This is a genomic window from Streptomyces sp. NPDC079167 (assembly GCF_040686735.1).
Classification (GTDB): domain Bacteria; phylum Actinomycetota; class Actinomycetes; order Streptomycetales; family Streptomycetaceae; genus Streptomyces.
This window is the reverse complement of the sequence record NZ_JBFBLO010000004.1, coordinates 18927-45170: the sequence shown is the minus strand read 5'-3', so window position 1 is coordinate 45170 and position 26244 is coordinate 18927. Positions and strand designations below refer to the sequence as shown.

The 26244-nt window shown below is 72.5% G+C and carries 24 protein-coding genes and 1 pseudogene; 13 read left to right on the top strand and 12 right to left on the bottom strand.

All coding sequences use genetic code 11. From position 1 onward, the window contains the following. Positions 1-107: 107 nt before the first annotated feature. Complete coding sequence (locus AB0P41_RS10110; protein WP_356714678.1) at positions 108-569, top strand: MaoC family dehydratase; 462 nt, start codon at positions 108-110, stop codon at positions 567-569. A 79-nt stretch (positions 570-648) separates the two neighbouring features. Here the strand turns inward: AB0P41_RS10110 and AB0P41_RS10105 are convergent, their stop codons facing one another. The 4 genes from AB0P41_RS10105 to AB0P41_RS10090 all read right to left on the bottom strand — a co-directional run bounded on the left by AB0P41_RS10105 (position 649) and on the right by AB0P41_RS10090 (position 3328). Continuing rightward, a complete protein-coding gene (locus AB0P41_RS10105; RefSeq protein WP_356714679.1) occupies positions 649-1272 on the bottom strand; it encodes a TetR/AcrR family transcriptional regulator in 624 nt (207 codons plus the stop codon). A gap of 85 nt (positions 1273-1357) precedes the next feature. Further along, complete coding sequence (locus AB0P41_RS10100) at positions 1358-1648, bottom strand: YiaA/YiaB family inner membrane protein (protein WP_031099588.1); 291 nt, start codon at positions 1646-1648, stop codon at positions 1358-1360. A 131-nt stretch (positions 1649-1779) separates the two neighbouring features. Beyond that, the gene (locus AB0P41_RS10095; protein WP_365931254.1) at positions 1780-2163 is read right to left on the bottom strand and encodes a VOC family protein; all 384 of its coding nucleotides are present in this window, start codon (positions 2161-2163) and stop codon (positions 1780-1782) included. A 13-nt stretch (positions 2164-2176) separates the two neighbouring features. Further along, the gene (locus AB0P41_RS10090) at positions 2177-3328 is read right to left on the bottom strand and encodes an acyl-CoA dehydrogenase family protein (protein WP_365931252.1); all 1152 of its coding nucleotides are present in this window, start codon (positions 3326-3328) and stop codon (positions 2177-2179) included. A 65-nt stretch (positions 3329-3393) separates the two neighbouring features. Between AB0P41_RS10090 and AB0P41_RS10085 the strand changes: the two genes are divergently transcribed. The 4 genes from AB0P41_RS10085 to AB0P41_RS10070 all read left to right on the top strand — a co-directional run bounded on the left by AB0P41_RS10085 (position 3394) and on the right by AB0P41_RS10070 (position 6901). Beyond that, positions 3394-4068, top strand: a complete 675-nt coding sequence (locus AB0P41_RS10085; protein WP_365931250.1) for a TetR/AcrR family transcriptional regulator — start codon at positions 3394-3396, stop codon at positions 4066-4068. Between the two features lie 14 nt (positions 4069-4082). Further along, positions 4083-4808 (top strand): winged helix-turn-helix domain-containing protein, encoded by a 726-nt coding sequence (locus AB0P41_RS10080; RefSeq protein ID WP_365931248.1) that lies wholly within the window; start codon positions 4083-4085, stop codon positions 4806-4808. Positions 4809-4852: 44 nt separating this feature from the next. Beyond that, positions 4853-5803, top strand: a complete 951-nt coding sequence (locus AB0P41_RS10075; RefSeq protein ID WP_356714684.1) for a DMT family transporter — start codon at positions 4853-4855, stop codon at positions 5801-5803. 108 nt (positions 5804-5911) lie between these two features. After that, positions 5912-6901 (top strand): hypothetical protein, encoded by a 990-nt coding sequence (locus AB0P41_RS10070; RefSeq protein WP_356714685.1) that lies wholly within the window; start codon positions 5912-5914, stop codon positions 6899-6901. A 48-nt stretch (positions 6902-6949) separates the two neighbouring features. On the opposite strand, the gene AB0P41_RS10065 is transcribed toward AB0P41_RS10070, so the two are convergent. The 6 genes from AB0P41_RS10065 to AB0P41_RS10040 form a co-directional block, all read right to left on the bottom strand. Continuing rightward, positions 6950-8029, bottom strand: a complete 1080-nt coding sequence (locus AB0P41_RS10065) for a Zn-dependent alcohol dehydrogenase (protein WP_365931245.1) — start codon at positions 8027-8029, stop codon at positions 6950-6952. A gap of 29 nt (positions 8030-8058) precedes the next feature. After that, entirely contained in the window at positions 8059-9453 is a 1395-nt protein-coding gene (locus AB0P41_RS10060; protein ID WP_365931243.1) for an aldehyde dehydrogenase family protein, read from the bottom strand. Positions 9454-9660: 207 nt separating this feature from the next. Continuing rightward, on the bottom strand, positions 9661-10908 hold the full coding sequence (locus tag AB0P41_RS10055; protein ID WP_365931241.1) for an MFS transporter: 1248 nt from the start codon (positions 10906-10908) through the stop codon (positions 9661-9663). Beyond that, the gene (locus tag AB0P41_RS10050) at positions 10908-12311 is read right to left on the bottom strand and encodes a citrate:proton symporter (protein ID WP_365931238.1); all 1404 of its coding nucleotides are present in this window, start codon (positions 12309-12311) and stop codon (positions 10908-10910) included. Before AB0P41_RS10050 ends, AB0P41_RS10055 begins: the two co-directional genes overlap by 1 nt. 121 nt (positions 12312-12432) lie before the next feature. Continuing rightward, entirely contained in the window at positions 12433-14613 is a 2181-nt protein-coding gene (locus tag AB0P41_RS10045) for a molybdopterin oxidoreductase family protein (RefSeq protein ID WP_365931235.1), read from the bottom strand. A gap of 155 nt (positions 14614-14768) precedes the next feature. Continuing rightward, positions 14769-15398: a TetR/AcrR family transcriptional regulator gene (locus AB0P41_RS10040; RefSeq protein ID WP_365931234.1), complete on the bottom strand. Its 630-nt coding sequence runs from the start codon at positions 15396-15398 to the stop codon at positions 14769-14771. A gap of 111 nt (positions 15399-15509) precedes the next feature. Between AB0P41_RS10040 and hmgA the strand changes: the two genes are divergently transcribed. The 3 genes from hmgA to AB0P41_RS10025 all read left to right on the top strand — a co-directional run bounded on the left by hmgA (position 15510) and on the right by AB0P41_RS10025 (position 18942). Beyond that, a complete protein-coding gene (hmgA, locus tag AB0P41_RS10035) occupies positions 15510-16829 on the top strand; it encodes a homogentisate 1,2-dioxygenase (RefSeq protein WP_365931232.1) in 1320 nt (439 codons plus the stop codon). A 31-nt stretch (positions 16830-16860) separates the two neighbouring features. Then, positions 16861-17634: a GntR family transcriptional regulator gene (locus AB0P41_RS10030; protein ID WP_356714718.1), complete on the top strand. Its 774-nt coding sequence runs from the start codon at positions 16861-16863 to the stop codon at positions 17632-17634. A gap of 84 nt (positions 17635-17718) precedes the next feature. After that, on the top strand, positions 17719-18942 hold the full coding sequence (locus AB0P41_RS10025) for a type ISP restriction/modification enzyme (protein WP_365931230.1): 1224 nt from the start codon (positions 17719-17721) through the stop codon (positions 18940-18942). Between the two features lie 226 nt (positions 18943-19168). Here AB0P41_RS10025 and AB0P41_RS10020 read toward each other — a convergent pair whose 3' ends face one another. Next, a complete protein-coding gene (locus tag AB0P41_RS10020; RefSeq protein ID WP_356714695.1) occupies positions 19169-19432 on the bottom strand; it encodes a hypothetical protein in 264 nt (87 codons plus the stop codon). 208 nt (positions 19433-19640) lie between these two features. Between AB0P41_RS10020 and AB0P41_RS10015 the strand changes: the two are divergent. Next, positions 19641-20465 (top strand): annotated as a pseudogene (locus AB0P41_RS10015) (serine/threonine-protein kinase); the annotation flags it as partial. Positions 20466-20846: 381 nt separating this feature from the next. Here the strand turns inward: AB0P41_RS10015 and AB0P41_RS10010 are convergent. Further along, positions 20847-21656 (bottom strand): SGNH/GDSL hydrolase family protein, encoded by an 810-nt coding sequence (locus AB0P41_RS10010; protein ID WP_365931228.1) that lies wholly within the window; start codon positions 21654-21656, stop codon positions 20847-20849. Positions 21657-22451: 795 nt separating this feature from the next. Between AB0P41_RS10010 and AB0P41_RS10005 the strand changes: the two genes are divergently transcribed. From AB0P41_RS10005 to AB0P41_RS09990, 4 genes are all read left to right on the top strand, one after another. After that, positions 22452-23222, top strand: a complete 771-nt coding sequence (locus AB0P41_RS10005) for a glycosyltransferase family 2 protein (protein ID WP_356714719.1) — start codon at positions 22452-22454, stop codon at positions 23220-23222. Then, positions 23219-24223: a glycosyltransferase family 2 protein gene (locus AB0P41_RS10000; protein WP_365931226.1), complete on the top strand. Its 1005-nt coding sequence runs from the start codon at positions 23219-23221 to the stop codon at positions 24221-24223. Before AB0P41_RS10005 ends, AB0P41_RS10000 begins: the two co-directional genes overlap by 4 nt. A 38-nt stretch (positions 24224-24261) precedes the next feature. Next, positions 24262-25050, top strand: a complete 789-nt coding sequence (locus tag AB0P41_RS09995) for a polysaccharide deacetylase family protein (RefSeq protein WP_365931571.1) — start codon at positions 24262-24264, stop codon at positions 25048-25050. Positions 25051-25149: 99 nt separating this feature from the next. Beyond that, positions 25150-26244 carry a DUF5925 domain-containing protein gene (locus AB0P41_RS09990; protein WP_365931224.1) on the top strand — a complete coding sequence of 365 codons (1095 nt, stop codon included), beginning with the start codon at positions 25150-25152 and terminating at the stop codon, positions 26242-26244.

Sequence of the window (26244 nt, the reverse complement as noted above, 5' to 3'; positions counted from 1 at the left end):
ACCGCCCGTCCGTCGTTGACAGGACCGCACGGCCGAACCATGCTGAGCAAGCGCTTAGACACCGCCCCTGGAGGGCGACCGACAGCCGGAAGGCAGGGACCAGGAACATGGCAGAGCCGAAGATCTTCACGTCCGCACAGGAGCTGCGGGACGGGGTGGGCCAGGAACTCGGTCACAGCGATTGGCTGGAGATCGAGCAGAAGAGGATCGACCAGTTCGCCGAGGCCACGGGCGACCACCAGTGGATCCATGTGGACCCGGAACGCGCCGCGGCCGGGCCCTTCGGCACGACGATCGCGCACGGCTACCTGACGCTGTCGCTGCTGCCGGTGCTCGTCCCGCAGGTCCTGCGGGTCGAGGGCGCGAAGATGGGCATCAACTACGGGACCAACAAGGTCCGCTTCCCCTCGACCGTCCCGGTGGGCTCGCGGCTGCGTGCCACGGCTGTGCTCAAGGACGTCGAGGAGGCGGGCGGCGGCGTGCAGGTGACCGCCCTGGTCACCGTCGAGCGCGAGGGCGGCGACAAGCCGGCCTGCGTCGCGGAATCGGTCTCGCGCTACTACTTCTGATCCCGGGGCGGGCCCTCGGGAGCGCGCAGCCGTTTCCGGTCCGCACGGAGTGCGCCGGGCCCGCGGGGGGCGCCCGGCGTCACTTCTGGGCGCCCACCATGCGCAGGACGAGGTCCGCGTAGAGGGTGCCGACCTCCTCGGGCGTCCGGCTGCCCTGCGCGTTGAACCAGCGCGCCACGTCGATGCAGAGGGACAGCACGGCGAGCGTGGTGCCGGGGACGTCCGGTACGTCGAACTCGCCCGCCCGGACACCGTCGCCGATGATCCGGCGCACCACGGCGTCGGTCTGCCTGCGCAGGGCCACGATCTCGGTGCGGTGCTCCTCGCCCAGGGCCTCCAGCTCGTACTGCACGACCCGGGCCGTGGTGTGCCGCTCCGCGTGCCAGCTGACGAAGGACCGGACGGCCTCGGCGAGCCGCTCGGCCGCCGTGCCGTCCTTGCCGGCCGCGGTCTCCAGGAGGAGCAGGGCCCGGTCGTGGCCGATCCTGCTGATCCGGTGGAGCAGTTCTTCCTTGGTCTTGTAGTGGATGTAGAGCGCGGCCGGGCTCATGCCGGCCCGGCCGGCGATGTCACGGGTCGTGGTGGCGTGGTAGCCCCGCTCCGCGAAGGCCTCGACGGCGGCGACGAGCAGCCGCCGGGCCGCTTCGGGCGTCACCTCGCTCCACGGCGTGTCCTCGCCGTCGGTCTCCTCCGCCGTGCTCATCGCCACGTGCCCCTTTCCGCTGGCAGGACGAACACCATACCGCGAACCTGAGCAAGCGCTTAGAGCGCTCATGAGGTGAGACCGGTCAGAGCTTCTGGAAGGGGTCGTGCTCGGCGAGGATCTTCTCCAGCCTGGCCTGGTCGACCCGGCTGACGATCTGCCCCGCCTCCTGCCGGTCCCTGATGACCTTGGCGAGGGTGAAGCACGAGGTGACGAGATAGAGGACGCCGATGGCGAGGAAGGCCCGCACCCAGGCGTCGGCGTCGAGGAAGAAGATTCCGAGGGCCACAGCTCCCATGGCTACGCCGAAGGAGAGGACGGCCTGTCCGTAGAAGGCGGCGGTGCTCTGCTGCTTGACCGATGTTGTCTCACTCATGTGCACAGCATCCGGCCCGGTGGCACGCCCCGGTATCCGTCGGCGTACTCAGCCGGTACTCATGGTCAGCGGCGCGCGGGCCGGATCCAGCCGGAATCCGGCCGGACCCGGCCCCGGCCGGATTCCGGACCTCAGGAAGACATCGCGGCGCGGTCGGACGCGCTGCGCAGCACACAGAACTCGTTTCCCTCGGGGTCCGCGAGGACGGCCCAGCCCGCACCGCCGGGTTCCCGGCGATCGGCGACCAGGGTGGCGCCGAGGCCCAGCAGCCGCTCGATCTCCTCCTCGCGCGCGCTTTCGGGGCGCAGACACAGATGGATCCGGTTCTTGACCGTCTTCGGTTCCGGCACCTGGTTGAAGTACAGCGCCGGGCCCCCCGGCAGCGTCACCTGGACCTCGTGAGCGCCCGGCCCGTCCTCCGGGTCCGGCGCGCACCCGGTCACCTCGCCCCAGAACCGGGCCAGTTCATAGGCATCCGCACAGTCGATCGCCACGTTCTGCAGTACTGAGACCATGCGCGCAAGCCTGTCAGAAGGCCGACACCCCGGTCAGCGCCCGGCCGATGATCAGCTTCTGGATCTGGCTGGTGCCCTCGTACAGGGTCATCACACGGGCGTCCCTGACCAGTTTGCCGACGGGGTACTCGTCGATGTAGCCGTAGCCGCCGAACACCTGCAGGGCGTTGTTCGCCGCGCGGACCGCGGCTTCGGAGGCGAAGAGCTTCGCCGTGGACGCGGCGGTGGCGAACTCCTGGCCGCGGTCGATGAGGTCGGCGACCCGCCAGGTCAGCATGCGGGCGGCGTCGACGTCCACCGAGATGTCGCTGATGAGCTCCTGGACGAGCTGGTAGCTCGCGATGGACTTGCCGAACTGCTCACGCTCGCCCGCGTAGCGCACCGCGGCGTCCAGGGCGGCCTGTGCGATGCCGACACAGCCGGCCGCGACCGACATACGGCCCTTGGCCAGGGCGGACATGGCGATGGAGAAGCCCTTGCCCTCGGGACCGAGGAGCGTGGAGGCGGGCACCCGGACGTCCTCCAGCACCAGCTCGGCCGTGGCCTGGCCGCGCAGGCCGAGCTTGCCGTGTACGGTGCGCCGGGTCAGGCCGGGGCTGTCGGCCGGCACCAGGAAGGCGGAGACGCCCCGGTGGCCGGGGGTGTCGTTCGTACGCGCGAAGAGCAGGACGACATCGGCCCAGGTGCCGTTGGTGATGAACATCTTGGAGCCGTTGATCACATAGCTGTCGCCGTCGCGCACGGCCCTCGTGGTCAGGTTCCCCGCGTCGGAGCCGGTGCCCGGCTCGGTGAGGCCGAAGCAGCCGACGGCCTCGCCCGCGGTGAGCCCCGGCAGCCACTGCTGCTTCTGCTCCTCGCTGCCCCAGGACGCGATCGTCTTGGCGACCAGGCCGAGCGAGACGGAGACGATGCCGCGCACCGAGGAGTCACCGCGGCCGAGCTCCTCGGTCACCAGGCAGTACGCGAGGTGGTCGCCGCCCGAGCCGCCGTACTCCTCCGGGATCGTCAGCCCGAGGAAGCCGAGGGCTCCCAGCTTCTTCACGATCGACTTGTCGACACTCTCGGCGCGGTCCCACTCCACGACATGCGGGGCGATCTCCCGCGCGACGAAGTCCTCGGCGAGCTGCCGGACGGCATCCTGCTCCTCGCTCAGCTCCAGGTTCATCCTGCGACACCCCACTTTTAATTAGCACTGCTAGTTTTCTGCTTGCAGGCCCTACTATGTGCCGCATGGCCCGACCGCGCAAGCCCCTTCTCAGCAGAGACCGCATCGTCGAGGCGGCGAGCGCGCTCGTCGACGCCGAGGGACTGGACGCCGTCTCCACCCGCCGGCTCGCCGCGGAGCTCGGTGTGAGCGGGCCGTCGCTCTACAACCACTTCCGGAACAAGGACGAGATCCTCGACGCGGTCGCCGACGCCGTGTCCGCACAGGTCGACCTGTCGATGTTCGAGGAGGACGACCCGCGCGACTGGCCCGCCGCCCTGCACGACTGGGCCGTCTCCTACCGCGCGGCGCTCGCCGCGCACCCGCACATCGTCCCGGTGCTCGCCCAGGGACCGGGGCGCCGCCCGGCCGGTCTGCGGGTCGCGGACGCGGTCTTCGGGGCCATGGTCCGGGCCGGCTGGCCACCCGCCCAGGCCACCTACATCGGCGCGCTGATGCGCTACTTCATCACCGGGTCGGCGCTCGGCTCCTTCGCCCGTGGTTTCGTCGACGACGAGACGGCGTACGATCCCGCCGACTATCCGCACCTCGGCCAGGCCCATCTGCTGGCCGACCGCCGGCAGCAGGTCGACGAGGGCGCGTTCGAGACCGGGCTGCGCGCCCTGCTGGACGGTCTCGCGTTCCAGTACGAGCAGACCGCGCCCGGCCGCACGGTTCGGCCCGCGCCGAACGGTTCCTGACGCATCCTGGACCCATGGCCCGTACGACACCGCACGATCCGGCCGCGCCACGGCTCGCCGCACTGGCGGCCCTGCTCGCCGACGAGACCCGCGCCGCCTTCTGCCTGGCCCTGCTCGACGGCCGGGCCTGGACCGCCGGCGAGCTGGCCCGTGGCGCGGGCGTGGCCCCCTCGACGGCGAGTGAACACCTGTCCAGGCTGGTCGCGGGCGGGCTGCTGGCCGAGGAGCGCCAGGGCCGCCACCGCTATCTGCGGCTCGCCGACGGGCGGATCGCGCAGCTGGTCGAGGAGCTGGCCGCCCATGGCGCTCCCGGCCCCGCGACTCCCCCGCGCACCTTGCGCGAGGCGAGCCTCCAGCACGCGCTGGCCCGGGGCCGCACCTGTTACGACCATCTCGCCGGCCGGCTCGGCATCGGTATCACCGACGCGATGACCAGGCGCGGACTCCTGCGGCAGGACACCGGTTTCGCGCTGACCGAGGACGGCCTGGAATGGTTCGGCTCGCTCGGCATCCCCCTGGCCACCGCTTCGCGGAGGCCCCTGGCGCGGGGCTGCCTGGACTGGACCGAGCGGCGGCAGCACCTGGCGGGGACCGCGGGTGCCGCGCTGTGCCGCCATGTGCTGGACGCCGGGTGGTGCGAACGGGTGGGGACCGGACGGGCGGTCCGGGCGACGCCCGCCGGGCTGCGCGCCCTGTCGGAGCATCTGTCCGTCGAACCCGCGGCGATCGGGGCTGACTGACAATTCGGTGGGGCCCGAAGCGTTCCCGGCCTAACGTCGTGGCCATGAAGACGACACCGACAGCGCGCCCCGACGCCCCGGCCGCCTCCGGGCGCGACTGGCGGGCCCCGGCCGCCGCCTGCACCACGGTCATCCTCTGGGCCTCCGCGTTCGTCTCCATCCGCAGCGCGGGCGAGGCGTACTCACCGGGGGCACTGGCCCTGGGCCGGCTCCTCGCGGGCACGCTGACGCTCGGCGCGATCCTGCTGGTACGCCGCGAGGGGCTGCCGTCCCGGGCCGCCTGGCCGGGCGTCATCGGGTCCGGGCTGCTCTGGTTCGGCCTGTACATGGTGGTGCTCAACTGGGGTGAGCAGCAGGTCGACGCCGGCACGGCGGCCATGATCGTGAACGTAGGGCCCATCCTGATGGCCCTCCTGGGCGCCCGGCTGCTCGGGGAGGCGCTGCCGCGCCGGCTCCTCACGGGCATGGCGGTCTCGTTCGCGGGCGCCGTCGTCGTCGGCCTCTCCATGTCCGGCCACGGGAGCTCCTCCGTGCTCGGCGTACTCCTGTGCCTGCTGGCGGCGCTGTCGTACGCGGGAGGAGTGGTCATCCAGAAGCCCGCGCTGCGGCACGGATCGCCGCTCCAGATCACCACGTTCGGATGCCTCGTCGGGACGGTCGCCTGCCTGCCGTTCAGCGGCGTACTGGTCTCCGAGGCCGCCGGCGCCCCACTGTCCGCGACGCTGAACATGGTCTACCTCGGGGTGTTCCCGACGGCGCTGGCGTTCACGACCTGGGCCTACGCGCTGGCCCGGACCACCGCGGGCCGGATGGGCGCGACGACGTACGCGGTACCCGCCCTGGTGGTGCTGATGTCCTGGCTGCTGCTCGACGAGGTCCCCGCGCTGCTCACCGTGGCGGGCGGACTGCTCTGCCTGGCCGGGGTCGCGGTCTCGCGGACCCGTGGACGGGCCGGCCGCGCGGGAGCGGAGCCTGCGGTGCCGACGGAGACGTAGGGCCGGAGGTCCCGCCCGGGGGAAACCTAGGTCCCTTACACCGGCTCGTGTGACGTCGGACACTGGAGGACACGTACTGACCGGCCACCACCGCAGGAGGCGTGCCTCATGCAGTCCTTGCTCCGCTCCGCCCTCGACCTACCGGGGCAGGCCGCCGTCGCGGCAGCCGCGGCAGCGGCCCCTTCCGTGTTCAACACCCAGCCCTGGTCGTTCGCCGTGGGTCCGGAGGGACTCGACGTGTACGCGGAGCCGGGCCTGGCGTCGCTGCCGACGGCGTCGGCGGAGCGCGATGTCCATCTGTCGTGCGGGGCGGCGGTCCTCAACGCCCGGGCCGCACTCGCCCGCCTGGGTCACGGAGCACGGGTGTCGGTGCTGCCCGACGCCGGCGACCCGCTCCTGGTGGCGCGGATCTCGGTGACCGACGAGGCGCCGGACCACGTGCTGGGCCGGCTGTGCGGCTGGGTGCACCTGCGCCGCACCAACCGGTACCCGTTCGCCCCCGAGCCGCTTCCGTCGGAAGTGGTGGCACTCCTGCACGAGGCGGCGGGCCAGGAGGGGGCGAGCCTGCGGCTGCTGGACCGGGAGCCGGAGTACCAGCGCGTGCTGTCCCTGATCCGGCAGGCTACGTGCGACGAGGAGGCAGCCGTGCAGGAGGACAGGCTCGCCCGCCTCTCACCCGGCAGCGCCCCCTCCGTCATTCCGGTCGGCAGTCTCGGGCCCGTGCCGCACCGCGGCGGCTACGACGACCCGCCCGTACGGGACATGGCCGAGGGAGCCGACCTCCCCGGGCGTTCGCACGCGGACTTCGAACCGCACCCGGACCTGGCCGTCCTGGAGACCTCCGGTGACGACCCCGCCTCCTGGGTGGCGGCCGGTCAGGCCCTGCAGAGGCTGCTGCTCACAGCCGCGGAGCACGCGGTGGCCGCCTCCTTCGCCAACCAGCCGCTGGAGGACGCCGGCCTGCGTGACGACGTGTCGGCGAGTGCCGCGCACTACGGGCACCCGCAGATGGTGCTGCGCGTCGGCTATCCCCGGACGCAGCCGCCCCCCACCCCCCGCAGGCCGCTGACCGAGGCCCTCCGCCGCGCGGAGGGCTGACACCCGGCACCGACGGCGGGCCCGGGGGCGGAGTCGTGCGGCCGGCGTCTAGAAGACGACCAGCGCGCGGCCGCCCTTGCCGGCGATCATGTTGTCGAAGGCCGCCGGGATGCCGTCCAGCGAGATCCGCTCCGTCACCAGCATGGAGAGGTCGAACCGTCCGGCGCGGATGTGGTCGGCGAGCACCGGCAGGTCGCGCGCCGGGTCGCTGTTGCCGTAGACGCAGCCGGTGAGGGAGCGGCCCCAGTGGAAGATCTCCAGGGCGTTGAAGGTCACCTGCTGGTCCTTGCCGCCGATGCCGACGACCGTGGTGCGGCCTCCGCGCCGGGTCGACTCCCAGGCTCCGCGGATCGTGGCGGGCCGGCCCACGCACTCCACGGCGACGTCCGCGCCCTGGCCGCCGGTGAGCTTGCGGACGGCGCGCGGCGTGGTGTCGGACGCGACGACGTAGTCGGTGGCACCGGCCCTGCGGGCGAGTTCCTCCTTCTCCGGTGACACGTCCACGGCGATGATCTTCGACGCGCCGGCGATACGGGCGGCCTGGAGGACCGCGAGACCGACCCCGCCGATCCCGAGGACGACGACGCTCTCGCCCTCGCGCACCCGCGCCGAGTGGTGGACCGCTCCGTATCCGGTCAGGACCGCGCAGCCCAGCAGGGCGGCGTCGGTGAGCGGGATGCCGGCCGGGGCGGGCAGCACGCAGTTGCCGGCGACGACGGTCTCCTGGGCGAAGGCCGCGACGTTCAGGCCGGGGTGGAGCTCGGTGCCGTCGGCCGTACGGGCGTGGACATCGGCCGCGCCCTTGAGTGCGTCGGCGCAGAGCCAGACCTCGCCGATCCCGCAGTGGAAGCACGCCCCGCAGGACGGCGCCCAGTTGAGGACCACCGGGTCGCCCGCGGCGACGTGGGTGACGCCCTCGCCGACGGAGAGCACCGTCCCGGCGCCCTCGTGGCCGAGGACGGCGGGGACGGGCAGTCGCATGGTGCCGTTGGACAGGGACAGGTCGGAGTGGCAGACACCGGCGGCGGCGAGCGAGATGCTCACCTGGCCGGGGCCCGGCTCCGGGAGTTCGATGTCGGTGATCTCCAGGGGAGCTCCGACGGCGGGCAGTACAGCGGCGCGGACCACGAACAGACTCCTCGGTGGGTCGGAGAGGCTCAGAACTGGAGGGACTTGGTCTGGAGGTACTCGGAGAGGCCGTGCGGGCCGAGCTCGCGGCCGACGCCCGACTGCTTGTAACCCCCGAAGGGCGCGAGGGGGTTGAAGCGTCCGCCGTTGATGTCGACCTGCCCGGTGTCCATGCGGCGGGCGAAGGCCACGGCCTCGTCGTCGTCCGCGCCCCAGACGGCGCCGGCCAGCCCGTACACGGTGTCGTTGGCGATCCGCAGGGCGTCGTCCACGTCCTCGTACCGCAGGATCGAGAGGACCGGGCCGAAGATCTCCTCCTGCGCGATGGTCATCCCGGGCGTGACGTCGGCGAACACCGTGGGGCTGACGTAGTAGCCCTGGTCCTTCGGCGCCTCCGGGCCTCCCGCGACGAGGCGGGCGCCCTCCTCGATGCCCTTCTCGATGTAACCCCGCACCCGGGCCTGCTGCCTGGCGTTGACGACGGGCCCGACCCGCTCGCCGGGTACGTATTTGGCGACGGCCGTGGCAGCGAGGCTCACGGCCTCCTCGTACCGCTCGGAGTCGACGAGCATCCGGGTCCAGGCGCTGCACGTCTGACCGGAGTTGGACATCACGTTGGCCACGCCGACGTTGACGGCCTTCGCGAGGTCGGCGCCGGGCAGGATCACGTTGGCGGACTTGCCTCCGAGCTCCAGCGCGACCCGCTTGACGGCCGCGCCCGCGGTGGCGCCGATCTGCTTGCCGACGGCCGTGGACCCGGTGAACGAGACCAGGTCGACGTCCTCGTGCTCGGCGAGCGCCTGTCCGGCGACCGCCCCGATGCCGGTGACCAGGTTGAAGACGCCGGCCGGCAGGCCCGCCTCCTGAACGGCCTCGGCGAAGAGCTGCGCGGTGAGCGGGGTGTCCTCGGCGGGCTTCAGGACGACGGTGCAGCCCGCGGCGAGCGCCGGGGCGACCTTGGCGACGATCTGGTGGAGCGGGTAGTTCCAGGGCGTGATCGCGCCGACGACGCCGACGGGCTCCAGCAGGACGGTGGAGTTGCCGAGCTTCTCCTCGAAGGAGTACGTGGCGGCGAGTTCGGCGTACGAGCCGGCGACCAGCACCGGCACGCCCGCGTGCACCGTCTGTGACATCGGCAGCGGCGAGCCGAGCTCGGCGGTGACGGTCTCGGCGATCTCGTCCTTACGGGCGGCGAGCACGTCGCGCAGGGCACCGATCCTCGCGGCGCGCTCGGCGGGCGGGGTGGCCGCCCAGCCGGGGAACGCGGCGCGCGCGGCGCGTACCGCGGCGTCGACGTCCTCGGCGGTACCCGCCGGGACGTGTCCGATGACCTGCTCGTCCGCCGGGTTCACGACCGCGATCGTGTCCTGGCCCGAGGCGGGCCGCCACTCCCCGCCGATGTACATCCCGTCATGCGCCTTCATGGCTGTTCCTCCCGGGCTCGCTGTGCCTGCCGCCGAAGCCGTGCGTCGTACGGACGGATGCCGTCCCGGCCCCAAACTAGCGCTGTTAGTTTTTCGGCGCCAGGGAACGGCTGGAGACACAGGTCACGCACGGCCGACGGCCACACTCGCACGGCGGGCCCGGGGATGCCCCGGGGCCGGCGTGCCCCGGCCGGAGGAGGCAGCCCGTCAGGCCGGATCCCGCTCGGCGCGGGGGCGGCCGGTACGGGGAGCCGTGGCCGCTTCCGGGCCGGAGGGCGGGGCCCCGCCGCCCCGCAGCCCGAGCCCCGCCGCCCCGACGAGCAGGACGCCCAGCATCACGAACGGCGCGGCGGTGCCCGCGACCCCGGCGATCAGTCCGGCCGAGGCGGGGGTCGCGACCTGGCCGAGCCGGTTGCCGGTGAGTCTGAGGGCGAGCGCGGTGGAGCGGGCCGCCGCGGGGGCGGCCTGGACGACGGTGGTCATCGAGAGGGGCTGCCCGACCCCCAGGCAGAAGCCCAGGACGGCGAGCATCACGGCGAGGCCCCACACCGGGACGGGCAGGGCGACGGCGGCACAGAGGAGGCCGCCGAGCAGGCAGGTCGTGGAGAGCAGGGCGGTCCTGCCGACCCTGCGCAGCATGGGTGTCATGACGAGCCGGCAGGCGATGGTCGCGGCGGCCCGCAGGCTGAGCAGCAGGCCGACGGTGGCGGGCGCGATGCCACGGTGTTCGCCGACGACCGGCAGATAGGCGGTGAGGATGTCGGTGGCACTGAGCACGGCGAGGCTGATGAAGATGCCGGCCGGGACGCCCCTGGTACGCAGGATGCTGCCCACCGGCACCTTCTCGGCCGATCTCCGGGACGGTCCGGCGGCCCTTCGGTGCTCGATGCGCCACAGCGAGGTGAGGGAGACGGCGGCGACGGCCGCCGAGACCAGCAGGGCGAGGGCGCTCGTACGGGCCATCGCGCCGTCCCGCTCGGAGATGAGGTAGCCCGCGGCGATCGGTCCGACGAGCTGGCCGAGCGAGGCGCCGATGGTGAAGTGGCCGAAATTCCGGTCCTGGTCGGCGGGCGCCGACTGCCGGGCGACGAGCGACTGGGCGCCGATCACGAAGCAGAGGTGGCCGAGGCCCATGACCCCGCTCCAGGCGGCGAGCGCCGGGAGGGAGCCCGCGGTGCCGCTGAGGGCGCAGCCGCCGCCGATCAGGAGCACCCCGACGGGCAGCAGCGGGGCGCAGCGCCCGTGGTCGGTCCGCCGGCCGAGCGGTACGGCGGCGAAGAGCGGCAGGAGCGCGTACACACCGGCGATCACGCCGATCGCGCGCTCGTCGGCACCCAGCGAGAGGGCCCGGTAGGAGACGGCGGGCCGCGCCATCGACACCGCCCCCTGCGCGAAGGCGAAGGCGATGACGAGGCGCAGCAGCCAGCCCCTGCCGGGCCGTGGTTCCGGAGGCATCAGATGATCCCGAAGAGGATTCCCGCGCCGAGGACCACCAGCGAGGTGAGCACGGCCCACTTGACGGTGAAGCGGGTGTGGTCGCCGAACTCGACCTTGGCCATGCCGACCAGGACGTAGACGGCGGGCACGAGCGGGGACGACATGTGCAGCGGCTGTCCGACGATGGAGGCGCGGGCGACCTCCAGGGGGGAGACGCCGTGGGCGGCGCCGGCCTCGGCGAGCACGGGAAGAACTCCGAAGTAGAAGCCGTCGTTGGACATGAAGTAGGTGAGGGGGAGGCTCAGGGCACCGGTGACGATGGCCATGTGCGGGCCCATGCCGTCGGGGATCGCCCCGACGAGCCAGTCCGCCATGTGTTCGACCATACCGGTGCCGATCAGCACGCCGGTGAAGACGGCGGCGGCGAAGACCATGCCGGAGACGTTGAGCACGTTGTCGGCGTGGGCCGCGATCCTGGCCCGCTGGTCGGGCATGTGGGGGAAGTTGACGGTGAGGGCGAGGGCCGCGCCGAGCAGGAAGAGCACCGGGATCGGCATGAGTTCCAGGATCATCGCGGCCAGCAGGGCGACGGTGAGGCCGGCGTTGAACCAGTAGAGCTTGGGGCGCAGCGTGGACCTGTCGGGGTCGAGCCCCTTGAACTCCTCGTCCTCGTCGGCTTCTTCGGTGCCGCCCGCGGTGCCCGCACCGCCGCCGCCCGTCGGGGCCTTCGTGAGCCGGTCCCCGCCACCGCCCGCGCCGACGAGGACGGTCTCGGGCTCGGTCACCAGCGCCTCGTCGAGGGTGAGCATGCCGAGCCGCTTGCGCTCGCGACGGCCCAGGACACAGGCGAGGAGGATGACGGCGAGGAGACCGACGGCGAGGGCCGGGATCATCGGGACGAAGATGTCGGCCGCGTCCACCTTGAGCGCGGTGGCCGCGCGGGCGGTGGGACCGCCCCAGGGCAGGGTGTTCATGACCCCGTTCGCGGTGGCGGCGACGCCGGTCATCACGACCAGGCTCATCTTCAGCCGCTTGTAGAGCGGGTACATCGCCGAGACCGTGATCATGAAGGTGGTGGAGCCGTCGCCGTCCAGCGAGACGACCGCGGCGAGCAGGGCCGTCCCGATGACGATCCGCATCGGGTCGGCCTTGCAGAAGCGCAGGATGCCCCGGACGATCGGGTCGAAGAGACCGACGTCGATCATCACGCCGAAGTAGACGATGGCGAACATCAGCATCGCCGCGGTCGGCGCGAGGGTGCCGACCCCTTCGATGACGTAGTCACCGAGCTTCGCGCCCTGTCCGACGGCCACGCAGAACAGGGCGGGGATCAGGACCAGCGCCGCGATCGGCGACATCTTCTTCATCATGATCAGGACCAGGAAGGTCGCGATCATGGCAAAGCCGAGGATTGTCAACATATGGGATACCTAACGTTCACCTTTGAACTCTCACCGGTGCCGGCGGTCCGGATGACGTTAGGGGCCCTTAAGCAGCGTTAACAAGATGTTGACGTGTGAGCAATACGAGCAAAACCCCAGGTCAACGAGTTGGTGTTACGGAGACGGGGACGGCGTTGAGCACCGCGGTGCCGGACAGCGGGTCCAGGAGGGTGCCGTCCAGGAGCTGGTTCACATTGACGCCCGGATCCGCCCCGGCGACCGACATGCGGGTGCCCGGCCGGCCGTGGCCCCAGCCGTGCGGGAGGCTCACGACCCCGGCCCGCACCGAGTCGGTGATCTCGGCGGGCGCCTCGACCTCGCCGCCCGCCGCCGTGATCCGGGCGGTGTCGCCGTCCGCGAGTCCGATCCGGGCCGCGTCGTCCGGGTGGATCTGCAGGGTGCAGACGTTGGAGCCGCCGCGCAGGGCGGCGACGTTGTGCATCCAGCTGTTGTTGGACCGCAAATGGCGGCGGCCGACGAGGACGAGACCGGCGGGCCGCGCGCCGAGCGATGCGCGGAGCCGGGGCAGATCTGCGGCGATCGGCGCCGGGAACAGCTCGATGCGGCCACTGCGGGTCCTGAGGACCTGCGGCACGCGTGGCTCCAGCGGGCCCAGATCGATCCCGTGGGGCCGCGCGAGGAGCTGCTCCAGCGTGAGCCCGTACGGACCGAGGCGCAGCATCAGGTCGAGGCGCCGCTCGGCCCCGGTGGTGCCGGTCAGGTCGGCCGCGAGGGACTCGGGGAGCCCCGCCTTGGCGATCGTGGTGGCGATGACCAGGTCGTCGACGGTCTCGGGCGGCGCGCCGTGGTTGCCGCCGACGGCGAGGACGAGCCGCGCGAGGATCTCGCTCTCGTCCATCCGCCCCTCCTCCAGGGGCACGGCGGGGCCGCTGTAGCGGACCTGGTTGCGGACGGCCAGGGAGTTGAACGCGAAGTCGAAGTGGGCGCTCTGCGAGGGCGGCGGCGGGGGCAGCACGACATCCGCGTGGCGCGCGGTCTCGTTGAGGTACGGATCGACGCTGATCATGAAGTCGAGTCCGTCGGCGAGCGCCCGGTCCAGGCGGTCACCGTCCGGCGCGGAGAGCACCGGGTTGCCCGCGATGACGATCAGCGCCCGGATCCGGCCCTTTCCCGGTGTCTCGATCTCCTCGGCGAGTGCGGCCACGGGCAGTTCGCCCTTGGCCTCGGGGTGCCCGGAGACGCGGCTGCTCCAGCGGCCGAGGGCGAAGCCCTTCCCCGGCCCGGCGGCGCGCGGGGCGCGGCCGGTGGCGGAGAGCGGGAAGAGGGCGCCGCCGGGGCGGTCGAGGTTGCCGGTGAGGATGTTGAGCACGTCGACGAGCCAGCTGGCCAGGGTGCCGTGCTCGACTGTGCAGCTGCCGATGCGCCCGTAGACGGCCGCGGAGGGTGCGGCGGCCAGCTCGCGGGCGATCTCCCGGATGGTGTCCGCGTCCAGGCCGCAGGCCCCGGCCACCGCTTCGGGGGTGAAGTCCGCGACGGCTTCGGTCAGTTCGTCGTAACCGTCGAGGTGCTCGGCGAGCGCTCCGGGGTCGGCGAGCTTCTCCTCGACGACGACCTGGGTGAGCGCGGCGAGCAGCAGGGCGTCGGTGCCGGGCCTGATCGCGGCGTGCCGGTCGGCGAGGCGCGCGGTGCGGGTGCGGCGCGGGTCGATGACGGTGAGGGTGCCGCCGCGCTTGCGGAGCGCCTTGAGCTTGCCCGGGAAGTCGGGCGCCGTGCACAGACTGCCGTTGGACTCCAGCGGGTTGGCGCCGATCAGCAGCAGATGGGCGGTGCGGTCCAGGTCCGGTACGGGAATGGCGTTGGCGTCACCGAAGAGCAGTCCGCTGGAGACGTGCTTGGGCATCTGGTCCAGGGTGCTGGCGGTGAAGACGTTGCGGGTGCCGAGCGTGGACAGCAGCAGCGGCGGGTAGAGCCCGCCCGCCATCGTGTGCACGTTGGGGTTCCCGAGGAAGACTCCGACGGCCTGCTCGCCGTGCTCCCCGATCAGGGCCGGGACCTTCGCGGCGATCGCGTCGAAGGCCTCGTCCCAGGTCGCCTCGCGCAGGACGCCGTCCGTGCGGACGAGCGGGGTGCGCAGCCGGTCCGGGTCGGCGTCGAGCCCCCCGAAGGAGGCGCCCTTGGGGCAGATGAACCCCTTGCTGAACACGTCCTCACGGTCACCACGGGCACCGGTGACCTCGGTCCCCTCGATCGTGAGGGTGAGTCCGCAGGTCGCTTCGCAGAGCGGGCAGACACGCAGAGCGGTACGGGATTCGTGGGACATGGGCCCTCCCCGGGGCGGCGGCAGCGGTGCGCGCGGGCGTGATCCGGCATCCCGCGGCGCGCTCGGCGGGCGCGGGCTCCCGGCCCATCGAGCATACCGACCGGTACGGATGCTGGCGAGGTGTTGGAGCCGTCGGCTGTCCCGCCGCCCCTCCCCTATTCCAGTACGCCCGCGAGATAGGCCCGGAGCAGCGCACGCGTCTCCGCTATCAGGTCCGGGTCCCCCGCGGGGGCGGCGCGGAAGGCGAGTTGGAGCAACGCGTCGGCGGCCTGCACGCAGACCAGGACGGTGCGGAGCAGGCGGGTGTCGGAGGCGGCCCCGTCACGCTCCCGGCCGAGGTGCCCGGAGAGCAGCTCCGTCAGCCGCCCCGCGACGCGCTGGTTCACCTCCGCGTCGAGCGGTCCCGGGACGGGCACGGGAGGGCCGAAGTCGACGAGGGCGAAGCCGGCGACGGAGCGCTTCATCGCCAGGTACTCGTCGAGCACGGCGTCGATGGCCTCGCGCCACTCCCGCTCCGGGATCGCCTCCAGCCTGGCCACGACCCGGCCGGCGTAGACCTCCAGGTTCCGCTCGGCCAGGGCGTCGACCAGCGCCCTCTTGTTGGGGAAGAAGCGGTAGACGGAGCCGATGGGCACGCCGGCCCGGTCGGCGACCGCCCGGGTGGAGAACTGCTCGTAGCCGGTCTCGTCGAGCAGCGCGGCGCCGGCGTCGAGGATGCGGGCGAGGCGGTCGGCGCTGCGCTGCTGCACGGGGACGCGTCGGAGGTTCGTATGAGCGTGGGACACGGCTCCATGATGCCTGTATGCCGTTGACGGGCCACGTTTCGATTCCTACGGTGATCCATAGGATTCTTCGTCAGGGGATCCACGGGATTCCTCATCCAACGGGAGCGCATGATGAGCGGCATCGAGCAGGCGAGGAAAGCGGCGGAGAATCTCGGCCACCTGTCGGGCTTCGGCAACGAGCACAGTTCGGAGTCCGTCCCGGGCGCCCTGCCCCACGGCCGCAACTCGCCCCAGCGCGCTCCGCTCGGGCTGTACGCGGAACAGCTGAGCGGCTCGGCCTTCACCGAACCCCGCGCACGTAACCGCCGTTCCTGGCTCTACCGGATCCGCCCGTCGGCCGCCCACCCCGCCTTCGTCCGCATCGACAACGGCACCCTGCGCACCGCCCCCTTCACGGAGACGGTCCCCGACCCGAACCGGCTGCGCTGGGACCCGCTCCCCGATCCCGCGCCGGGCACGGACTTCCTGACCGGTCTGTGGACGCTGGGCGGCAACGGCGACGCCACGCAGCGCACCGGCATGGCCGTGCACCTCTACAGCGCGGACTCCTCCATGACGGACCGGGTGTTCAGCGACTCCGACGGGGAGCTCCTGATCGTCCCCGAGCGCGGCGGCCTGCTGCTCCGCACCGAACTGGGCCTGCTGCGGGCCGAGCCCGGTCATGTGGCGCTGATCCCGCGTGGCGTCCGCTTCCGTGTCGAGCTGCTGGACACGACCGCCCGGGGTTACGTCTGCGAGAACTACGGGCAGCCCTTCGTCCTGCCCGACCTGGGGCCCATCGGTGCCAACGGCCTGGCGAACGCCCGGGACTTCCTCGCGCCCGTCGCCGCGTTCGAGGACCGCGAGGGCCCGGTCGAGGTGATCAACAAGTTCTGCGGGAACCTCTGGTCGGCGACGTACGGCCACTCGCCGCTCGACGTCGTCGCCTGGCACGGCAACCACACTCCGTACGTCTACGACCTGCGCCGCTTCAATGTGATGGGCACGATCAGCTACGACCACCCGGATCCGTCGATCTTCACCGTGCTGACCTCGCCGTCCGACACCCCGGGGCTGGCCGGCGTCGACTTCGTGGTCTTCGCCCCGCGCTGGCTGGTCGGTGAGGACACCTTCCGTCCGCCGTACTTCCACCGCAACGTGATGAGCGAGTACATGGGCCTGATCGAGGGAGCGTACGACGCGAAGGCGGGCGGCTTCGTCCCGGGCGGTGGCTCGCTGCACAACATGATGTCCGCGCACGGCCCGGACCGGGAGACCTTCGACCGGGCGAGCGCGGCCGAGCTGAAGCCGCAGAAGATCGACGACGGCCTGGCGTTCATGTTCGAGACCCGCTGGCCGGTCACGGCGACCGCGCAGGCCGCGGGGACGGACCGTCTCCAGCGCGGGTACGACGACGTGTGGCAGGGTCTGAGCCGCAACTTCCGGCCGTGAGACCGCACCGCAGAGAGTTCGGGTGAACCAGATGGACCAGGTCAACGAGGCGAGCCCGCCCGGCTTCGCGCCCGACTCCCTGGTGCTGAACCGGAAGCTGCCCCTCTGGTACCAGGTCTCGCAGTCGCTGCGGGCCTCCATACTCGGCCGCCCCCAGGAGGCCTCGACGCGGCTGCCCACCGAGGAGCAGCTCGCCCTGCACTACGGCGTCAGCGTCCTCACCATGCGCCAGGCCCTCAAGGAGCTGGAGACCGAGGGGCTGATCAGCAGGCACCGGCGGCGCGGCACGTTCATCGAGCCGCGCGCCCGGCGGGTGTCGCCGGTCCGGCTGATGGGTTCGATCGACGCGATCGTGGCCCAGCAGTCGGGTGAGCGCACGACCGTGCTCGGCCACGGCCGGGCACCCGTCCCCGGCGATCTCGCCGAGTTCTTCCCGGACTGCTCCGAGGTGGTCAGCTACCGGCGGCTCCGCTGCGACGACGCGACGGGTGAGCCCACCAACTGGGCGGAGAACGCGGTGCGCCCGGAGATCGCCGGCCGGCTCGACGTGGCCGATCTGGAGCGGTGGCCGATGACGAAGGTGCTGCGCGACTCCCTCGGCGTACGCATCGCGCGGATCACGGACACCGTAGAGGCGCGCCTCGCCGATCCCGTCACGGCCGAGCTGCTCGGGGTCCCGCTGCTCAGCCCGATCCTGCACTACACGGGCGTGACGTACGACGAGGACGGCACGGTGGTGGACGTGGCTCGCATCCGCTACCGGGGCGACCGCTTCTCCTTCTCCGTGACCGTCGAGGCCCACTGACGGCGGGCCGCGCCCGGCGGTCGTCACGCGGCGGGCCGTTACGATGCCGGGGGCGGCGGACGTGGCGAGGGGGAGGACGACACGGTGGCAGCACGGGTGGCGGCCGGAGCCGGCGGGAGCGAGGCGCTCCCGCTGCTGGACGACCTCATGCCGTGGTCGGTGCGCCCCCTGAGACCGGGACGCCCCTGGGTGACGGCCCCCGACGCCTCCTCGCTCCGGGCCCGCTGGGACCTGCTGGCGCGGGCGGAGGGCGCCGAGCAGGAACGGCTGTTCCGCCCCAGCCGCTCCCGTACGCCGCTGACGCCGGCCGCGGCGCTGCCGGGCAGGTCCACCGGCACGAGCGCGTTCGCCCGGGACCCGGGACCGTATCCCGAACCCGTACGGATCGCGCACGGGCCCTTCGACGAACAGTGGCTGATCCCCGACCACCGGCTTCTCGACGCGGCCCGCCCCGAGCTGTGGCGGGTAGCCGACGCGCACCAGCTCTTCGCCGTCGAGCACGGATACGTGCCCCAGGACGGCGGCCCCGCCCTCTCCGCGACCGCGCTCCTGCCCGACGGGCACTCCCCCGCGGGGAGGCCCGGCCGGATACGGCCGCTCTACCGGCGGCCGGGCGGCCTGGAGCCCAATCTCGCGCCCGGCCTGACCGCCGAGCTGACCGCACGCCACGGGGTGCCGGTCACCGCCGGATCGTTCCTCGCCTGGGCCCTCGCCGCCGCCCGCCCCTCCCCCGCCGGGCCGCTCGTCCCGCTGCCCGTGGACGCCGCACTGTGGGAGCGGGGCGTGGAGCTCGGCCAGGAGCTGCTGCGGCTCCAGCTGCGCGGGGCACGCGGCGGTGGACGTCCGCGGCTGCCCGGCGGCCGGCGCCCGTACGTGCGGGCCGCGATCCCGCCCCGGCCCGAGGGGCTGCGCTACGACGCCGGGGAGGAGACGCTCGTCGTCGGCGAGGGACGCGTCTCCCCCGTTCCGGCCGGCGCCTGGGAGTTCCGGGTCAGCGGGGTACGGATGCTGGAGCTGTGGTTCGAGCGCCGTACGGCGGCGGGTGAGGGCCTGGCGGCGGTGGGGCCGAGCGGCTGGCCGCAGGAGCGGACCTCGGAGCTGCTGGAGCTGATCACCGTCCTGGCGCTGCTCGCCGGGCTGCGGCCCCGGCAACAGGCACTGCGGGAGCGGCTGGAGGAGGCGGAGGTCCTCACCAGGGACGGGCTGCGCACGGCCGGGGTGCTCCCCGTCCCGGCGTCGGCCCGGCTTCCCGCGTCCGTGCTGGACCACCAGGAGGAGGGCCCCGAGGGGCAGTTCGCACTGTTGTGAGAGAGCGGGAGCGGTCACCGCTCTCGGCCCGCCTCGGGCACGCTGTCGGCTTGGCGCGCCACGCTGCGGGGGCGCCGGCGGGGTGCCGTACCGGCGCGGGTGGAACACACCGACGCAACGCTGCCGGCCCTGGGGATGACGGGCGGGCGGAGCAGCACTGCGCCGGGACGGAGTGATCGTTGACGCGGCCCTGAGCGGAGGGCCGCACCGGTCGCGAAGCCGTCGGTCAGCGGCGGCTGCCGAAGAGCGAGCGCCGCAGTCGCCGCAGCGGGGCGAAGAGCGAGACACGCGCGCTCCTGCTCCTGCGGCTGTGCGCGGCGTCGCGCGAGGTGAGTTCGAGCATCAGCAGCGTCGCCTCCGCCGATTCCCGCTGCGGGACGACGGGGCCGCCCAGCACTGCGAGATGGCGGTCGAGGCGCGAACTGGTCGCACCGCTCCCACATGTGATGGCAGGCACACGCGGCCTGCTGCGCACCGTTATCTGTTCCATGTCACTCCCCACCCGTACGAGGGCACCCGGCCCGGGCAGGTTAACCCTATCGTCCCGCGGTGACACTCGTGTATCCCGGCCGCAGGATTGCACACCCGTACACGGGGGTTGACGGGCCGTTACCGGATCCTGTCGGTTCCGGGACGGGTTGCGTTAGCTTGGAGGGGATTCGTCCGTACCGCACACAGCTGCTGATGGAGGGTCACCGATGAGCGAAGTCCCGGGCACCGGACGCGTGATCGCGGATCGATACCGTCTTCTGGACCCGCTGGGCGAGGGCGGAGCGGGCGTCGTGTGGCGCGCCCGTGACGAGGTGCTGGGGCGCGAGGTGGCCGTGAAGGAGGTACGGGCCCCGGCGGCCCTGTCGGCCGGGGGCGCCGAGCTGCTGCACGACCGTCTGGAGCGGGAGGCCAGGGAGGCGGCGCGGGTCACGCACCGCAACGCGGTCGCCGTGCACGACGTCGTGAGGCAGGACTCCCGGCCCTGGATCGTGATGGAGCTGGTCCGGGGGCTCGCGCTCTCCGACGTGCTGGACGCCGACGGCCCGCTGTCCCCCCGGCGGGCGGCCCGGGTCGGCGCGGAGGTGCTCGCGGCCCTGCGCGGTGCCCATGAGGCCGGCGTGCTGCACCGCGACGTGAAGCCCGGCAACGTGCTGCTGGCCAACGACGGGCGGGTGATGGTGAAGGACTTCGGCATCACCCCGGCGGACGGCTCGTCCGGCCTCACGGGTGAGCCCATCGGCTCACCGGAATACCTCGCGCCCGAGCGCGCGCAGGGGCGCACGCCGGGGCCCGAATCCGACCTCTGGTCGCTCGGAGTGCTTCTGTACACCGCCACCGAGGGGCGGTCGCCGTTCGGCCGGGACGCCCCGCCGGACACCCTGCGCGCGGTCGGCGAGGAGGAGCCGCCTCCGCTGCGGCGGGCGGGCGCGCTCGCCCCTGTCATCGAGGGGCTGCTGCGCAAGGATCCGGCCGAGCGGCTCACGGCCGGGGAAGCGGAGCACCGGCTGCGGATCCTGGCCGCGGGCGGGACCGGAACTCCCGGCGGCGGGGCGGCCGGGCCGCCGCTTACGCCGCCGGCGGGCGGAACGGCCGTGACGTCAGGAGACCCGGGGGCCGCCACGGGCACACCGGAGCCCGGGGGCCTGACGAGGCGCACGGGCGTTCTGGTGGCCGTGGGGGCGGTTGTCGCGCTGCTCGTCGCCGGGGGCCTCGTCTGGGCGCTGGCGGGCGACGACGACACGGACGAGAGGGGTGGTGGGAGGGCCGCGGCGCTTTCCCGGACGGCTTCGGCGGAGGCCCTGGGAGACTGCGGGCCGTGGGGCTGTCCGTGACGAGCGGGAAGGAGACTCCGCTTGGCGGAGTCCCCTCCTCGGCGGACGGCTGAGCCGGCACGCTGCGCCGCGGTGGTGCGGTCAGGCCTTCGAGCTGAGGACGGGCAGATAGCCGCCCGACTGCCCGGCGGCTGTGGGGTGGTAGGACTCACCGATGTTGAGCCAGTTCACGCTGTGCAGCCAGGCGCTGCCCGAGCAGATCTCGTGCCCGGTGAAGGTCGAGGTGACGTCGCCGAAGGTGAAGCCGTGGTCCGCCGCCCGCTTCGCGGTGGCGGCGTTGAGGTGGTCTGCGGCGCCGTTGATGGCGGAGCGTTCCTTCTCGCTCAGGCCGGCGACGCAACTGCCGCCGAGCTTGTAGAAGCGGGGGTAGCCGAGGACGACCACGTGCGCCGCGGGCGCCTTGGCGCTGATCGCCGCGTACACGGAGTCCAGTTTGCCGGGGAGGGTCGAGTCGACGTAGGCACGGGCGGTGGCGATCCTGCTCAGGCAGGTGGCCTCGGACTGCAGCACACAGGTGGTCATGACGTCGGCGAAGCCCGCGTCGTTGCCGCCGACAGAGATCGAGACGAGGTCGGTCGCGGAGGTCAGGGGCCCGAGCTGACCGGCTGTCACGTCGCCCGTCCTGGCCCCTGAGCACGCGGTGAAGGCGAACGAGGCGGGGTCGTTGGCCGCCTCCCAGAGGACGGGGTACGCGCGGCTGCTGCGCTTGCAGCCGCCGCTCGCGCTGTCGTAGGCACCGGCTCCGACACCTGATGAGTACGAGTCACCCAGGGCCACGTAGTCGACGGACTGTGCGGATCCCTGGGCCTGGGCGACGCTCGCACCGGTCAGAGCAAGAACGGTGCCGAGCAGGAGAGAGGACGAGAACGCCACGAGTCTGGACATTTTCATGGAACCTCCTTGGGCAGGATCTCTGCCTACTCCGTGGTAGCAGCACCGCCCCGAATTCCGGAAGTGTCCATGCCAAGAAGCTTCGACAACGTCTTCTTGACGCCCCCCTGGCGGTACGTCACATTGAAATCCGGCATCCGGCGCACTGGGGGGCAAAGTCGCCAATGCGGATCATCAGCGATGAGACAGGGACAGCCGGGGCAGCTGTCCATCCGTGCCGACGGGCGGGGCGGGTGCGGAGGGCGGGGCGGGCGCCCCGTCGGCACCCGCCGACGGCAATTCACCACCGCGCCCCCTTGCGCGCCCTTTCACCTCTTCGCCACCCCGGCCGCGCACTTCACGCCCGGCCGCCGGGAAATGGGAAGCGTCAATTCCACGGCCATATGTGACAGTTCTGTCAAAGTCTGAAAAGTGCGAGACGCCCTTGCGTGTCTTGCCATACAGTTCCAATCGTTAATACCGTCGTAGATCAACCCGTAACGGCCCATCACACAAAGCGGCTCCAGGGGAGGGCTCAGGAAGCCGCGATGGATACCGGAGCGGGGCACGGTAGGGGGGTGCCGTGCCGGCGTCCGCACTCGACGAGTCGGTCGCCGCACGGCCAGTTGTGCCACCTCATCACGCCAGCTCGGAGCGCCGTACCGTCATGGCCGGGGTGAGAACCCCCCTTTCGAACCGGACCTTATCCGGACTGCCCGGGGGCGGGCCGTCCACCGGACGAGAGGGAAAAGAATCATGAGTTCAGTTCTGCCTTCCTCGATCAGACCTGCCGTCGAAGAGACCGAGACCGCTCGAATGGAGAGCGAATACCGTCCGATCTCTTCGCACCTCGCGATAGCGCCGCCGGTAAGTGTCGTGATACCCGCCATGAATGAGGCGGAGAATCTTCCCCATGTGTTCAAGACGCTGCCCGACTGGATTCATGAAGTCGTGCTCGTGGACGGGAATTCGACCGACGACACCGTCCGGGTCGCCCGTGAACTCCGGCCGGACGTCGTGGTCGTCAAACAGGTCGGCAAGGGCAAGGGCGACGCCCTGATCAGCGGCTTCGCCGCCTGCACGGGCGAGATCATCGTGATGGTCGACGCGGACGGCTCGGCGGACGGTGAGGAGATCGTCAGCTACGTCTCCGCCCTGGTCGGCGGCGCCGACTTCGCCAAGGGCTCCCGCTTCGCCAACGGCGGCGGCACGGACGACATGACACCCGTGCGCAAGCTCGGCAACCGGGCGCTGTGCACGGTGGTCAACCGCAAGTTCGGGGCCCGCTACACGGACCTCTGCTACGGCTACAACGCCTTCTGGAAGCACTGCCTGGACAGGATCACCCTGGACTGCACCGGCTTCGAGATAGAGACCCTGATGAACATCCGGGTGGTCAAGGCCGGCCTCAGAGTCCAGGAGGTGCCCAGCCACGAGTACAACCGCATCCACGGCGTCAGCAACCTCAGCGCCGTACGGGACGGGCTCCGGGTGCTCAGGGTGATCCTCAGGGAGAAGGGCGTCCGCCGCGGCGGGCGCCGGACGGCGGCCGCCCCCGCCGTGATCGGCCGGGGACAGACGCTGTGAGCCCACGCGACTTCTCCGTCGTCGTCTGCGTCTACACCGAGGAACGTTGGGAGGACATCCTCGAGGCCGTCGCGTCCGTCCGCGCGCAGTCCCTGCCGGCGCGGGAGATCCTCCTGGTGGTCGACCACAACCCGGCGCTGCTGCGCCGCCTCACCGGTGAGTACGGGGATCGCCACGAGGTGCGGGTGCTCGCGAACGCGGGCCCCCGCGGTCTCTCGGCGGGCCGGAACACCGGCATCGCCGCGGCCCGTGGCGCGATCGTCGCCTTCCTCGACGACGACGCGGTGGCCGGGCCGGACTGGCTGCGCCACTTAGACAAGGGCTACGACGATCCGCGGGTGATGGCCGTCGGCGGCCGGACCCTGCCGTCGTGGGCCTCGGGCCGCAGACCGCTGTGGTTCCCCGAGGAGTTCGACTGGGTCGTCGGGTGCACCTACCTGGGTCTGCCGCCCGGCAGGGTCCGGGTCCGCAACGTCCTCGGTGGCAACGCGTCGTTCCGCCGTACGGCCTTCGACGCGGCGGGCGGCTTCGCCACCGGCATCGGCCGGGACGGGGACAAACGGCCGCTGGGCGGTGAGGAGACCGAGCTGTGCATCCGGCTGGCCCGCGCACTCCCCCACGCCGTCCTGATCGTCGACGACCGCGCCGTGATCCGCCACAAGGTCCCCCGGGCGAGGGAGAGCTTCGGCTACTTCCGTACGCGTACGTACGCCGAGGGGCTCTCCAAGGCGCTCGTCGCCCGGAGCGTCGGTGCGGACAAGGGGCTGGAGTCCGAGCGCCGCTACACCACCCGGGTGCTCCCGGCCGGGGTGCTGCGGGGCGCCCGGGACTTCCTGCTCGGCCGTCCCGGCGGAGCGGGCCGCGCCGGGGCGGTCGTCGCGGGGGTGCTGACGGCGGCGGCCGGCTACGCGGTGGGGAGCGTGCGTGTCCGGCGCGACGGCGCGTCCTTCGACGTACCGGCGATCGCACGGGCGGACGCAGCCGTCGAGGAGGTGCGGTGAGCGGGGCGGCCGGCGGGGGCGGGGCCGTGCCGATCCTGATGTACCACGCCGTCGGTGACCGCCCGGCCGACGGCGTGTACGGCCTCTCGGTGTCGCCCGGCGCCTTCCGTACGCAGATGGAGATCCTGGCCCGGCGCGACGTCTCCCCGCTCACCACAGCCGCGCTGGCCGAGCACTGGCGCACGGGGAGGCCCCTGCCGCCCAGACCGGTGTTGATCACGTTCGACGACGGTTACGAAGGGGTGCACCGGCACGCCCTGCCGGTCCTCGCCGAGCACGGTTTCGCGGCCACCGTCTTCGTCACCACCGGCTGGCTTCGCGGGGCGTACGACGAGGGCGGCGCCCTGGACACCATGCTCGACTGGGACCAGGTGCGCGAACTCGCCGGGACGGGTGTGGAGATCGGCGGCCACAGCCACACCCATCCGCAGCTGGACCAGCTCGGCGGGACGGCGCTGCGGGAGGAGACCGTGCGGTGCCGGGAGATCGTCACCGCCGAACTCGGCGCTCCTCCGGCTTCCTTCGCCTACCCCTACGGCTACTCCACCCGCCGGGTGCGGCGGTCGGTGCGGGCGGCGGGCTTCGCCCAGGCCCTCGCCGTGGGCAACGGCCTGGCCCGCCGCCGCCAGGGGCCGTACGCCCTGGAGCGGGTGACCGTCCGCCGCGGCACGGGCGCCGCCGAGTTCGCCCGGCTGGTCGAAGGCCGGGCCGTCACGCGGACGTTCGCCGTGGACCGGGTGCTCACCAAGGGGTTCGCCGTGGTGCGCGGCACGCGCCGGGCGGGCCGCGCGTTCCGGGGCTCCGGGCCGGCCGGCGCTCCGGGCTGAGCTCCCCTCGGGGTCTTCCGTCCGGTTCCGGCGGGAGACCTCGGGGCAGCTCCTGAAACCTGGGTGCGCGGGGCCCCGCCTTACCGGATCATGGGCGCCATGTCTGCCAACCCCGAGTCCGCCCTGCCGATCCGGCTCAACGTCGACGACAGCGACTCGCCGTCCGACGTCGTGGACGCGCTGTTCCTGGGCCGCTTCGCGACGGGCGAGCAGCCGTACTCCCACAGCTCCTCCCTCGACCGCGTCAGGCCGGGGGCGACCCTGCTGCCCGCCGCCGCCGAGGTGCTGAGGTCGGCCCGTGACGACGACCGCAGCGCGACGCTCGCCGAGGGCGACGGATGGACGCTGCTGATCTCACGGTGGAACCGGGGCGCCGACGTCACGGTCACCGCCACCACCGCCGAGCTGGCCCAGAAGGTCCTGTCCGAGGCGACCGAGGGCGCCCAGGACGAGCCGGAGCCGCAGCCCGAGAACGTGCCCATGGGCTTCTGGTACGTGTCCCCGCGCCGCGGCCCGCACCGCACCACCCGGCAGATCGCCGCCGGTACGTGGGACGAGGTCCGGTCCAACTACACGGCCCCGGTGGCCGATGCGATGGACCGGCTGATGAAGGTCACCCCGGACGACATCTCCGGCCGGCTGCTCCTGCTGCACGGCCCTCCGGGCACCGGCAAGACCTCGGCGCTGCGCACCCTCGCCCGGTCCTGGCGCGACTGGTGCCAGGTCGACTGCGTCCTGGATCCGGAGCGGCTGTTCAACGACGTCGGCTATCTGATGGACATCGCCATCGGGGAGGACGACGGTTCGGCGAAGGGCCGTTGGCGGCTGCTGCTGCTGGAGGACTGCGACGAGCTGATCCGCGGCGAGGCGAAGCACACGGCGGGTCAGGCGCTGTCCCGGCTGCTGAACCTCACGGACGGCCTGCTGGGGCAGGGCCGCAACGTGCTGGTGGGGGTGACGACCAATGAGGACCTGGAGCGCCTGCACCCCGCCGTCGTACGGCCGGGCCGCTGCCTCGCCCGTATCGAGGTGGGTTCGCTGACCCGCGCGGAGTCGGTCTCCTGGCTGGGTACGGAGGAAGGACTCGGCCGCGAGGGCGCCACGCTCGCCGAGCTGTACGCCCTGCGGCGGGGCAGCGGTCCCGCGTCCGTACCGGCGCAGGACGCGGGGTCCGACGCGGGGCTGTACCTGTGA